The sequence below is a fragment of the Paenibacillus glycanilyticus NBRC 16618 genome (assembly GCF_004000805.1).
In the GTDB taxonomy this organism is placed as follows: Bacteria; Bacillota; Bacilli; order Paenibacillales; family Paenibacillaceae; genus Pristimantibacillus; species Pristimantibacillus glycanilyticus.
This window is the reverse complement of record NZ_BILY01000012.1, coordinates 52224-63993: the sequence shown is the minus strand read 5'-3', so window position 1 is coordinate 63993 and position 11770 is coordinate 52224. Positions and strand designations below refer to the sequence as shown.

11 protein-coding genes are annotated in these 11770 nt (G+C 50.1%); 3 read left to right on the top strand and 8 right to left on the bottom strand.

All coding sequences use genetic code 11. The annotated features are described in order from the left end of the window. Positions 1–202: 202 nt before the first annotated feature. The 4 genes from PGL01S_RS11935 to PGL01S_RS11920 form a co-directional block, all read right to left on the bottom strand. Positions 203–1342 carry an ROK family protein gene (locus tag PGL01S_RS11935; RefSeq protein ID WP_244935568.1) on the bottom strand — a complete coding sequence of 380 codons (1140 nt, stop codon included), beginning with the start codon at positions 1340–1342 and terminating at the stop codon, positions 203–205. Positions 1343–1564: 222 nt separating this feature from the next. Continuing rightward, positions 1565–3136 carry a malate:quinone oxidoreductase gene (locus PGL01S_RS11930; protein ID WP_280525707.1) on the bottom strand — a complete coding sequence of 524 codons (1572 nt, stop codon included), beginning with the start codon at positions 3134–3136 and terminating at the stop codon, positions 1565–1567. A 212-nt stretch (positions 3137–3348) separates the two neighbouring features. Beyond that, positions 3349–3744 (bottom strand): hypothetical protein, encoded by a 396-nt coding sequence (locus tag PGL01S_RS11925; protein WP_127494824.1) that lies wholly within the window; start codon positions 3742–3744, stop codon positions 3349–3351. A 60-nt stretch (positions 3745–3804) separates the two neighbouring features. Further along, entirely contained in the window at positions 3805–4155 is a 351-nt protein-coding gene (locus PGL01S_RS11920) for a winged helix-turn-helix transcriptional regulator (protein WP_127494822.1), read from the bottom strand. 142 nt (positions 4156–4297) lie between these two features. On the opposite strand from PGL01S_RS11920, the gene PGL01S_RS11915 reads away from it, so the two are divergent. After that, entirely contained in the window at positions 4298–4939 is a 642-nt protein-coding gene (locus PGL01S_RS11915; protein ID WP_127494947.1) for an NAD(P)-dependent oxidoreductase, read from the top strand. A 294-nt stretch (positions 4940–5233) separates the two neighbouring features. Continuing rightward, on the top strand, positions 5234–5599 hold the full coding sequence (locus PGL01S_RS11910; protein WP_127494820.1) for a hypothetical protein: 366 nt from the start codon (positions 5234–5236) through the stop codon (positions 5597–5599). Here PGL01S_RS11910 and PGL01S_RS11905 read toward each other — a convergent pair. The 4 genes from PGL01S_RS11905 to PGL01S_RS11890 all read right to left on the bottom strand — a co-directional run bounded on the left by PGL01S_RS11905 (position 5581) and on the right by PGL01S_RS11890 (position 9041). Then, entirely contained in the window at positions 5581–6384 is an 804-nt protein-coding gene (locus PGL01S_RS11905; protein ID WP_127494818.1) for a GNAT family N-acetyltransferase, read from the bottom strand. The two genes, PGL01S_RS11910 and PGL01S_RS11905, sit on opposite strands and share 19 nt — an antisense overlap. A 4-nt stretch (positions 6385–6388) precedes the next feature. Then, entirely contained in the window at positions 6389–6763 is a 375-nt protein-coding gene (locus tag PGL01S_RS11900) for a YciI family protein (protein ID WP_127494816.1), read from the bottom strand. 227 nt (positions 6764–6990) lie between these two features. Continuing rightward, positions 6991–8295: a polysaccharide deacetylase family protein gene (locus PGL01S_RS11895; RefSeq protein WP_127494814.1), complete on the bottom strand. Its 1305-nt coding sequence runs from the start codon at positions 8293–8295 to the stop codon at positions 6991–6993. A 29-nt stretch (positions 8296–8324) separates the two neighbouring features. Continuing rightward, entirely contained in the window at positions 8325–9041 is a 717-nt protein-coding gene (locus PGL01S_RS11890; RefSeq protein WP_127494812.1) for a hypothetical protein, read from the bottom strand. A gap of 252 nt (positions 9042–9293) precedes the next feature. Between PGL01S_RS11890 and PGL01S_RS11885 the strand changes: the two genes are divergently transcribed. Beyond that, on the top strand, positions 9294–11735 hold the full coding sequence (locus PGL01S_RS11885; protein WP_127494810.1) for a CLIPPER-2 domain-containing protein: 2442 nt from the start codon (positions 9294–9296) through the stop codon (positions 11733–11735). Positions 11736–11770: the final 35 nt, after the last annotated feature.

The following is an 11770-nucleotide window of genomic DNA, read 5'->3' as shown; positions in this document are numbered from 1 at the left end:
TCCAATTAATGAAACATTGTTTATTTTTACCGTTTACATTATTACTATAAATGCATTTATTGATTTAATCAAGTAATAATTTTTCCATCCTTTTTCTCGTTTTCCAACGATCTACTTGAACTGCTTTATGCGGAGGTAAAGGAGGGATCCAAAAAAGCCCGGTCAGATTTCTCTGACCGGGCTTCCCATACGGATATATATTTTAGCTTTGCTTCAAATAACTAGAGGGATTATCCAATATACTCTCAATCGCTACGATTGCCGAGCCGACAAGCATCGTATCCATGTCGTCTGAAGCAAGCTCTATCGTCAATTGACTATAGACATCGGGCAGTACATGCCCCTTAATGACCGATTTCACCGTATCAAGAAGCAAATCCCCGGCTTCAGCCATTTCGTCGCCCAGAATAATCCGATCCGGATTAAAGGTGTTTATGATGTTAACAAGACCAAAGCCAAGATACCACGCAGCTTGTCTAACCGCTTCTCTCGTCTCGCCGCTCTTGACCTCCTTCAGCTCTTGCCATATCGATTTCAACGAGGCATGTTCTTTTTTTAAGGTTTGCAGCAAAGCCGAGGTCGAGCAATATAGCTCAAGACAGCCTCTATTGCCGCATTCGCATTGCTGGCCCTTGTAATCGATACTCATATGGCCGATCTCACCCGCCATACCAAGCGATCCCCGGAATACTTTTCCTTCGATGACGATTCCTGCTCCCACGCCTTGGCCTGCAGCCACGTAGATCATAACGCCCTGTTCCTGAAGGGGGGTTCCGAACCACCAATGCGCAAGCGCCCCCGCCTTGGCGTCATGCTCCATATAGACGGGGAGCTCGAACTCTTGCATTAGCTCCTCCTGAATGTTTATTTTCTCCCACCCCGGAAAATACGTCATCAGACCGATCCGGCCCTCGTCCCGAAGCAGCGGACCAGGGGTAACCACGCCAATCGCTATCACATTCCCGACAGCATTTGATTGCATCATATCCCGAATCAGTTCCTTCATGCGATTGAAGGCATTGGTTGAACCGTCAGCCATGTTGATGGGAATTTGCTGTCTCTTGTATTCGCTGCCCCCCAGATCATACAACGCAACCGTTATCGACTTCCTTGCGAGCCGGATTCCAATAATCTTGTAAGGCTCGCAATTCAGCTTGATACCGATGGAACGCCGCCCTTTCTTACCTTCTATCACACCCGTCTCTACCACAATCCCCCAACTGATTAACTCATTAATGATATTCGTAATCGTCGACTGATTAAGTCCAGAATCTTGGGTTAATTCCGCCCTGGAGCATACCTCCCTTCTTCGCATGAGGCGAATGACCAATGAACGATTCATCTCCTGTACATCTTCAAGGTTAGTCCCTCGCTTTGTCTTCGTTACAATCACAATATCTCCCTCTCACCCTATATATTTGTTCAATTATTTCATTGAATGAAATAATATACTATTTTCATAAAATGAACAACAAGCCGTCGTCATTTGAGAACTGCCCTTGAAATAAACAATCGCCCTTTAACTGGCTTTGGGAAGCCAGTTAAAGGGCGATCTAAACATGCGTTATGCCAACGCCGAGCTCGTTTGTTTTTTGCCTGCGAGTCCAAGAGCCGCATTCGTTGTTGCATTGATCTGCTGGATCAGCTCAGGGTTTTGCAGAAGCTTCGTTCCGTAGGACGGAATCATTTCCTTGATCTTAGGCTCCCACTCTTTGATATGCTGCGGGAAGCATTTGCCGATTACTTCGAGCATAACCGAAACGGCTGTCGATGCGCCCGGCGAAGCGCCAAGAAGGGCAGCGATCGAGCCGTCAGCCGCGCTGATAACCTCCGTACCGAATTGCAGAGTGCCTTTGCCTGCATTTGTTTCTTTAATAATCTGTACGCGTTGGCCAGCCACGAGCAGCTCCCAATCTTCGCTCTTTGCATTCGGGATAAACTCGCGCAAGGCTTCCATGCGCTGTTCTTTGGACAGCATCAGCTGTTTGATCAGGTACGTGGTCAGGGACATATTTTTCGCGCCTGCCGCGAGCATGTTCGTTAAGTTATGCGGTTTGACGGATGTAATCAGGTCCATGTTGGAACCGAATTTCAGGAACTTTGGCGTAAAGCCCGCAAACGGACCGAAGAACAACGACTCTTTGTTGTCGATAACGCGCGTATCCAGATGCGGTACGGACATTGGAGGAGCGCCTACCGGCGCTTGGCCGTATACCTTCGCACGGTGCTGAGCCACCACTTCCGGCTTCTTGCAGACCATGAACAGCCCGCTTACCGGGAAGCCGCCGATGCCTTTGCCTTCCTTAATGCCGGATTTCTGCAGCAGGTGCAGGCTTCCGCCGCCGCCGCCGATAAAGACGAACTTCGCATTAATGCGCTCCGAGCTGCCGCTGTTCAGGTTGCGCACTTTCAGCTCCCAAGAGCCGTCGTTCGCACGTTTAATATCATCTACATTATGGTTGTAGTTTATGTCCACGTTTTGCTGCTTCAATTGATTGAACAAAATACGTGTCAAAGAACCAAAGTTGACGTCCGTCCCGGACTCAATTCTGGTTGCTGCAATTGGCGTATTTACCTTGCGGTCCTTCATCATAAGCGGAATCCATTCTGCCAGCTTCGCCGGATCTTCGGAGAATTCCATGCCTTCAAACAATGGATTGCCGGACAATGCCGCAAAACGCTTCTTCAGGAACGTAACGTCTTTTTCCCCTTGCACAAAGCTCATATGAGGAACGGGTACAACAAAGTCCCGCGGATTACGGATCAGATTGCTGTTTACGAGATAAGACCAGAACTGCTTCGACACTTGGAACTCTTCGTTGACTTTGACCGCTTTGCTAATATCGATGGAACCGTCAGCCTTCTCCGTAGTGTAGTTCAGCTCGCAGAGGGAGGAGTGTCCTGTCCCCGCATTGTTCCATTCGTTGGAGCTTTCTTCGCCGGCCGTTGCGCGCCGCTCGAACACGGTAATTTCCCACTCCGGCTTCAGTTCCTTCAGCAAAGAACCCAAAGTCGCGCTCATAATGCCGGCACCAATCAAAATTACGTCTGTTTTCGTTTGTTTGCTCATGTTAACCGTCCTTAACCTTTCGATTTGCAGAAAGGATGTTTCACGCTCGTGAAATTTCTCACACATCATTTCTGATCAAAAAAATGAACTGCTTCTATGCTACAGGTTGATAAATAGATAAAATGACTAGTTCTATTATACGACAGTTTGAAGCTATAATCGACGCTATTTCCACATGATTTTTTAACCATTCCCTGAACTATTCTCCACTTTCCCGATCCGGGACCGCCCGAAAAATAACAAAACCACCCCAAACTTTGGCGTGGTTTCTTATAACTTCAGCTTATCACTTCATTTGGAATATCCCAGAGATAGTAATGCTTCGAATAGAGTCTTGTCTCTATGACGGAAGATTGTCCGTTTCGTTCGAACATCAATCCGGAGCCCATTTGCTCCTTGAACGACCAGCCATACTGCTTCATATAGGCTTTAACCGGTTCATACCGGTCCTGTCCGGAATTGGCGGATACATATCTGCTGCCGTTATCCGTAGCGCCAAACCGCATATGACTCTCTTCCGAATACTCCAGCTTTGCTATAGCAGACAGGATGGGCGCCGGGTTACCTTCCTGCGACAACGCGCCGCCAAACCGCAAGACAATAAATCCGATCAACATGGCAGCAAGCAAACCTCCGCTGACCAAAGCTATTTTCCCTAACCGCATGAACCGCATGTCCAGAGCTCCTTCCGTCCCGCTTATACCTATTCAGACGAATAGTAAGGCTGGCAGGTTTCAGGATTTGCGCCTCGCTGCATACTTTTTGCCCCATACGCCCATACTCTCGAGAATCGGAATAAACTGCTCCCCCGCTTCCGTAAGGGAGTATTCGACTTTGGGCGGAACCTCCTGATACACCACTCTGTTTACCATCTGATCCTTCTCCAGCTCTCTAAGCTGGCTGGTTAGTATCGCCTTCGAGATGCCGGGCACCAAGCGCTGGAGCTCTCCGAACCGCCGCGTCTCCCGCAAATGCCACAAAATAATGATCTTCCATTTGCCGGCTATTACATTTTGTGTTTCCGTAACGGGACAGACTTCAATCTGCTCTTCCGGAATTTCGCCTTCAAACGAGCTGCGAGCCATTCCAATCCCTCGTTTCCCTCATGGTATTGTTTTTATGACTATGTAATAAAATAGTGACTACTTTAAAAAATCGAACCAAAGAAATAAGATTAGTTTATACGAAATCACCAAACAAATCCATCAAATCCGGAGGGAATAAATGATGAAAATCGGTATTATCGGCGCTAACGGACAGGTAGGCAGCCTGATTATGAAGGAAGCCCAAGAGAGAGGCCACGAGGTAACGGCTATCGTTAGAAACGCATCCAAAGTCAGTGATTCGAATGTCAGCATTCTGGAGAAGGATATTTTTCACCTGACCGGTGCGGATTTGAAGCCTTTTGACGTGGTAGTGAATACGTTTAAAGCCCCTGAAGGCGAAGAGCATCTTTATGTGGATGCCGGAAGAGCGCTGACCGCTGCGCTGCAGGATGCTCCCGGAACGAAGCTTATCGTCGTTGGCGGCGCAGGAAGCCTCTATGTCGACGAGCAAAAGACAACCAAGCTGATGGACACTCCCGAATTCCCGGCTTTCGTCTATCCGACAGCATCCAACGCCGGCAAACAGCTGGATGAGCTTAAGAACACCAGCTCCATTACCTGGACATACATCAGCCCTGCAGCTTTCTTTGATCCAAAAGGAAAAAGAACCGGCGCGTATACGAAAGGTCTCGATCATGTCATCGTCAACAGCCAAGGCCAAAGCTACGTGAGTTATGCCGATTATGCCATCGCCGTGCTGGACGAAATCGAGAATCCGCAGCATGCGAACGAGCGGTTTACGCTTGTTGGCGAAGCGGAATAAGAATAAGCGAGGAAGACTCCCTGCAGCAGGGAGTCTTTTTTCTAGCTGCAAACCCGATTGAACGAAAATTCTCGAACTCTCCTTCTTTCCTTCAAAAAGTGAAAAGCGTTATTTTAGCAAGAATCCTCGCTATAAAATGATTAGCCATTTCGGTTTACTTGCTCTAATCCTGCCAGATTCGGCTAATTGACCGGATTTGACGCGAATCTATCCCTGTCTTATTTTACAGCGCGACCTATTAGGAGTAAGATTCTATTAATTTCACACGCGCAAGTAAAGAAAGGATAGTTACCCATGAACACAGACATCATTTCGGGCATTCAGCTTTATCATCTATGCAGAGACAACAGCCATTACGGGCTGCTCAGCATGTCCTGCGGTTCGGAAACCGGCTGGGGCGAATGCGTCATAACAACCGATGCCCCGCACTTTGACATCATTGCCTGGGGCGATTTTCTGTGCAAGCTAAACCGGCAGTCTCTTGCCGACGCCCGGAACATGGCTCTCCTGAACCGCGAGGTATGGGGCGATGCCAAGACTGAGCTTGTGCTTATGGCTTTATCAAATTTGGACCATTCGGCGGCGGCTGCCAGAGAAGAGGAAACACCTGACTCCTCCATCCTGTTCGAGGAATCCATGAGTTACTTCTCTGTCCTGTAGGCTTCATTTTCAGCTTTTAAAGATACTTCTATATTTAACAGCCTGGTCATCGTCACCATGCCTGCTCTCTCCAAGGTGCGCTTGGACGCCTCGTTATAATACCAACAGCCGCAGATCGCGGTTATGCCGCGAGTCTTGCACCAATTGCGCATCTGGACGATTAGCGCTGTCCCATAGCCCTGCTTCCTGTAAGCTTCATTCGTAAACATTCCGATACTGGCAAATCCGTCAAGCAGCTTGGAGCACTCCACAACTCCAATGCCCAGCAAGTTCTTGCCTTTGTAATAAACGAACAGCCCTCCAGCATGCAGCCACTGATCATAATTATTTAAAAAATCTCCGCACACCTGCTGAACTACAGGAAGATCTTGCGGTACAGCAGGACGGAATACTTCATCGCTCTCCATGTTGATCGGAATCTCTACCCCGCTGTCCTGAAAAAAGTAAGCCTGCTTGTTGATCTTAAAATCCTGATCAATAGAGAGGCTTACAAACAGCTCATCGCAGGTGGGTACGAATAAATTTTTTACCGCATGCCGTTCCAGCGCTTCGAGAAACAAGGCTTGCGCTTTCTTCAAAAAAGACTTCCGGATGTAAAACTGCGTTAGCAGCTCTCCGTTATGCAAGGCATAATAACCAATGTCCTCCTGACCATCTTGAATCCGATAAAAGGCGGATGTAACGATATGATCCTCCAAAAAAGAATCAAACGGCGAGGATAAGCCTTGTAAATATTCGGCTACGAGCGGTTTGATCTCATCCATTGTACAAGCTTTTATAATCATTCGATTAGCCTTCCCCTTTGAAATAATGAATCGGCCGGATCTCGATTCCCCATTCGAACGGCTCACCGTCATTCACCTGCACGGCCGGATGCAGGGACGCAACCCGTACCGCTTCTTCCATATTTTCCGCTTCTATAATAAACACGCTGCCAATCATCTCTTTCGTCTCGGTAAAAGGACCGTCCAGCACCTTCACCTTCCCGCCTGCCCGCCGCAGGCTTCTGGCTTCCGTCCCGAGACCCGCATCGATAAGAACCTGATTCGTGCCATAGAGCTCCTCAAGATGAGGCGTGCATTGACTCATGATCTCGGCGATCGTCTCCTTAGGTAGCGCATCCATTCTTTCCGCATTCAAATAACCTAAACAAAGGAATTTCATGGCGATATTCTCCTTTACCCATAGATTATGGTTAGCCGCTGGTACTGGGCCTTATAGGATCAACGAACGGCAGACCGCTAAATCGACCGATGCTTAAGATTAAATTTTTCTGCGCTCCAAGGGCTGAAACCTGCTGCTTCGATTCAGCCGAAATATTTTTTGCAAAAAGGATAAAAAAAGCACCCAAAACGGGTGCTTCGCTGCGAAACATATAAGTAAAGTTATGATTACTTGAAGGCAACAAACGTTAAATCCTTGCCTTTTAAATATTTTATAATAGCGGGAAGCGCTTGTACCGTGTATTTGTCTTCATGCAGAACATAGATGCCGCCAGCGGATTCGACATGATGGAAGTACGCGGTGATATCCTCCGGCGTCTTAGCATTCCAGTCCTCCGGGTCCCGGTTCCACAGTAAAGTCTTCATATTATGCTGATCGGCCGCGGAGACGAGCTCGTCATTAACCGCGCCATACGGCGGGCGGAATAACGTAACCGGCTTATCGGTCAGCTCTTCAATCGCTTTGCTTGCTTTGGACAAGTTCTCGCTTTGTTCTTGCACGGTCGATTTGGTGAGCACGCTATGATCCCAGGAATGATTGCCGATGGACATGCCATGCCCGGCTGCGTAAGTGACGGCTTCTTTATGGCGGGCCACATTTTGCCCGATAAACAGGAAGGTCGCCGGTACGTTCTGCTCCGTCAGGATATCAACGATATCCTTTGTCAGCTTGGAGGGGCCATCGTCGAAGGTTAAAGCCACATACTGCTTCGGCAAACCGAAAAACTTCTTGTCTTTATCGATATCAATGATTTTGAAAGCCGGCTTCTCTTCCTTTGACTCGGACAGTACCGTATTCTGAGCAGCGGCAGTGACAGGCTGTTCAGCCGTTACTACAGCGGCAGCGTCCTGAGTGACTGCCGTGTCGCTTTCTGTGGATGAAGCATAGACAACCGGCAGGCCGGAATTACCTTTTGTCACCTCGGCCTTCGCCACTTGACCGCCAAGCAAACGCGCGGAGTCCACCTTGCCTCCGGTAGCGATCGAAAGGATGGCCAGCAAGCCAATCATTATAAGAATAGCAACCGCAACCTTCGGCAGCCGCGAAGAGAAGCCGCTTCTTGAATCCGGCCGGTTGGGAACAGGCATCAAGATCGCTTGAACCACTTGCTCTTCTTTTGCCGGCGATACAGGCGGAAGCTCCCCTTGGCGGATTTGTTTAATCAACGCCATATAGGCTTCGCTGCAAGCAAAATATAACGGAACGCGGGTACTGCCCGTCGTTCGGATAAAAGAACTATAATACGAATTGCGGTAAGGATCCCACTTGGAGTAAGGAGAGATTCGAATCCTGTCTCCATGCAATGGCCCCAGCGCTTCAAGTTCAAGAAACGTAAACTCGTCAACTTCGATTACGTAGGTTGCGTAATTGTCATCTTGGGTGACGCCGATCTTCATCTGGCTAATACCGCTTGAGGTCCTCCCAAGAGACAGCAGCTCCAACACCTGCGTGCTGTATGTCTCCATCCCCATATCGTTCTTCTCCCGTTCCCGGCATGACTTTAATCGGATGAACCACCATCAATAGAGCTTGTGTTTGGCGCAAACGGAGACGTCAGCCGGTTCGTAAAGTCGTTTACAATGTTAAGAAGATGCGTCTTCTCCTGACGGAGGGCATCAAATTTCTGCTTCATCTGGGAGAGCTCGGCTTCCAGCCGTGTATTCTTCTCCTCGAGCTCGTTAATCTTCTTGTTCTTTTCCGCGGTTGTTTCATTGTGCTTCTGCAGCAGGCCCGCATAGTTCTGGCGCTCGAGCTCGATCACGCTCTTAAGCTCCTCTATCTCCCCGGATAAAGTGGCGTGAAGCTCGCGGTAGTCATCCATCATCTGATCAACCTTCAGATTCTTGTCGCTAAGCCGCTTTTCCAGATCCAAAATGCTTTTTTCCCGTTCCTCGATAACCTTGCCGAGGTTCTTCAAATCCCTGTTCAGCCGGTCAATCTGACCATTCGCATGCCCAAGCCGGTCCTGCAGGTCGTTATGGCTCATTTCGACATGCTGCTTGGCTTTAATCATCTGCTCAACGGCGAATACGAGATCAAGCGACCGCTTGTCCAAGTGGCCCTTATTAATCAGAACCGAGCCTGAAGACTCATCGCTCTGTTCAGCTTTGGCCGAACTAGCCGACACTTCCTCCTGAGGCTCCTCCACGTCCCTCCTAATCCCAAGATCCTCTCGCGATTGCTGCTGCTCTTTCTTCTTTTGGAAAGGAGAAAACATAGATCAACTCACCTTTTCTGAGAAAATATGTCGATTAATATCGAAAAATGTTTCCTTCATTATAGATTAATTTTCCAAGTTTATATGCGGGGCTAAAGTACCTAATTGCGCCGTGTAACTAGGCTTAAAGGAGTGGTCATGCAGGAGGATATGCCGATTTTTCCGCGGCCTGCCGGTCCTCCGAAATATGACACTATAGGCGGCCGGAGAGCATATATTGGCTTATCTATTTATGGGATAGGCGGTGATGACATGCCATTTATTCTTCGCTTCAGCGGCAACGATACCGGAGCGATTACCTTTACAGGCAATACGCTGGGATTAAGCAGATCCTCGACCGAAGGGGTTCCCGGCACCCGCGATTATATCGGAGATTTTATTACTGTAAATACAGCCCTGCAGTTCGGAAGCTACCCGCCCGGATCAACCTCTGACTTTAATCTGGACAGTTCCATGGCAATGCTTCGATTGCCGGAAGACAGTACGGTTCTTTACGCAGAGCTGGTGTGGGCAGGTACTTACCGGGTTAGCGGCGGGACAAACAATTATTTGCCATTCATCGATAAATCCGTTTCCATTACAACGCCGCAGGGCACGACCTTGTCCGTGGCGCCCGATCCCGCTACGGCGCAGGTATCTTACCGCAACGCGACCTACAACTATTTTCGCTCTGCCAATGTGACCTCTATCGTACAGGCCGGAGGTGCCGGCCCCTATATCGTGGGTGGCGTTGTCGGCAATATCGATTTCGGCAACAGCACGGCCAACAGCTGCGGCTGGACGCTCTGCGTCGTTTACGAAGATACGAATATGCCGTTCCGTAACCTGAGCCTAAATGTCGGCATCGTAGAGATTGCCGCCGGCAGCGATCCCTCCGTAACGACGGTCCTGACCGGATTCGCAACACCCGTCTCGGGGCCGGTGAGCGGCCGCATGGCGCTTTGCGCCCAGGACGGCGATGCCAACAAGGTTGGCGATCAGGTATTATTCGGCCCCAATGAAGCCAGCCTGACCGTCTTGTCCGGTCCCAACAACTTCCCGAACAACTTTTTTGCCTCGCAGATTAACGATGACAGCGGTCAGTTGGACACCTCCGGCACCTTTGGCGACCGGAACCAGATTAGCGGCGAGCCCGGAACCCAAATCGTCGGCGGCCGGCAAAGCTGGGATATTACAAACGTCGATATTTCCGAAACGTTAACGAATAATCAAACAACGGCCGCCTTCCAGCTCCGGACGTCCAATGACGGCTACTCCGTCATCGCCGCGGGAATCTATATCGACATCAATTCCCCACGGATTACGGTTCAGAAGAGCGTTAATGCCGAAACGGCGGAGTTAGGCCAAACGCTTACCTATACAGTGATCGTTAGCAACTCGGGCACGGCAGCGGCAGACGCCGTATTCCTGCTCGACACCTTGCCGAACGACACCTCGTTTGTGCCCGGCAGCGTTACCGTTGACGGAGCGCAGACGGAAGGCAATCCGCTGACCGGAATCAGCCTGGGCATTCTGGAGCCGGGCGGAACCATTACCGTCACTTTTCAGGCGGTAGTCGGTTCTTACCCGGAGGACGGTCTTATTCGCAATCAGGCCCTTGTGGAATTCCAATACGAGAGTATAATCGGCGGTCCGATTCTAGCAGGCGATATTCCATCCAACGAAGTCATTACGACGATTATCCCTCCCGACTACGAGCTAGCCCTTGTCAAATCCGTCGACCGTGAGATTGCGCTGCCGGGCGAAACGGTCCAGTATACGATAACGGTAACGAACCTGTCGAACGCTCCGCTGACGAATGTCCGTGTGACCGATCCTACTCTGTCGCTGGATCAGACGATCCCGATTCTTCCGGCCGGCGAATCTCGGAGCTTTCCAGTCGCATATGTTGTTCCTGCGGAGACAAGAGGCAACACCGCAATTGTCAATATCGCCTCTGCCGTCTCCGATCAGACCGGCCCCGTCCTGGGATCGGCAACGGTACTTATTCCCGCCCTGCCGGGTCTTGCCGTGGACAAAACCGCAAACCGTTCAACCGCGGCGCCAGGCGATACAATCATCTACTCCATTAAGGTAACGAATACGGGCAATATTCCGTTAACGAATGTTCAAGTTTCGGATCCGCTGCTTGGCCTTGTGGAAACGACCGGCATTCTGGAACCGGGTCAATCCATTACGATTCAGCGGTCTTTCGTTGTACCGCTAAACGCCGCGAACGGCAGCATTATTGCGAATGCGGTAACGGTCGTATCCGTCGAGACTCCTCCCGTAACCGATCAGGAAGAGACAACGGTTGTTCCCCCTCCCGTCGATTTGACCAAATCCGCTTCACCAGACGAGGTGACAGTAGGGGAACATATTACCTACTCGGTTACGATTGTAAACCGCGGCCAGACCCCTTTGGTCGATTTGCGCCTGTCGGATATACTCCAGGAGCCTCTGGAGTTTGTGCCTGGCAGCGTCAGGGTAAACGGCCAGCAGCGCCCCGGCGTTCAGCCGGATCAGATTGCGCTTGGCACTTTGCCCCCGGGAGCCGAGATAGAAGCAACCTTCCGCGCGGTTGCCAATCAGGTCAGCGCGGACGAGAAGATCACGAACCAGGCGGTCGCCATCTTCCGCGTCGAAGTCGCAGGTCCTACCTTCCAGGTGCCGTCCAATCCCGTTGAAATCGAAGTGAAGGAAGAAGAGGAGTAAGCACGTCCATACAAGCGAAGCCCGGCAGCAGAACT

Bases quoted from the DNA above. Each gene is read 5' to 3' on its own strand.
- PGL01S_RS11895 (WP_127494814.1), bottom strand. From the start codon at position 8,295: ATGGGGATGGAGACATACAGCACGCAGGTGTTGGAGCTGCTGTCTCTT.
- PGL01S_RS11900 (WP_127494816.1), bottom strand. From the start codon at position 6,763: ATGAAATTCCTTTGTTTAGGTTATTTGAATGCGGAAAGAATGGATGCG.
- PGL01S_RS11905 (WP_127494818.1), bottom strand. From the start codon at position 6,384: ATGATTATAAAAGCTTGTACAATGGATGAGATCAAACCGCTCGTAGCC.
- PGL01S_RS11930 (WP_280525707.1), bottom strand. From the start codon at position 3,136: ATGTGTGAGAAATTTCACGAGCGTGAAACATCCTTTCTGCAAATCGAA.
- PGL01S_RS11890 (WP_127494812.1), bottom strand. From the start codon at position 9,041: ATGTTTTCTCCTTTCCAAAAGAAGAAAGAGCAGCAGCAATCGCGAGAG.
- PGL01S_RS11910 (WP_127494820.1), top strand. From the start codon at position 5,234: ATGAACACAGACATCATTTCGGGCATTCAGCTTTATCATCTATGCAGA.
- PGL01S_RS11925 (WP_127494824.1), bottom strand. From the start codon at position 3,744: ATGCGGTTCATGCGGTTAGGGAAAATAGCTTTGGTCAGCGGAGGTTTG.
- PGL01S_RS11935 (WP_244935568.1), bottom strand. From the start codon at position 1,342: ATGAATCGTTCATTGGTCATTCGCCTCATGCGAAGAAGGGAGGTATGC.
- PGL01S_RS11920 (WP_127494822.1), bottom strand. From the start codon at position 4,155: ATGGCTCGCAGCTCGTTTGAAGGCGAAATTCCGGAAGAGCAGATTGAA.
- PGL01S_RS11885 (WP_127494810.1), top strand. From the start codon at position 9,294: ATGCCATTTATTCTTCGCTTCAGCGGCAACGATACCGGAGCGATTACC.
- PGL01S_RS11915 (WP_127494947.1), top strand. From the start codon at position 4,298: ATGAAAATCGGTATTATCGGCGCTAACGGACAGGTAGGCAGCCTGATT.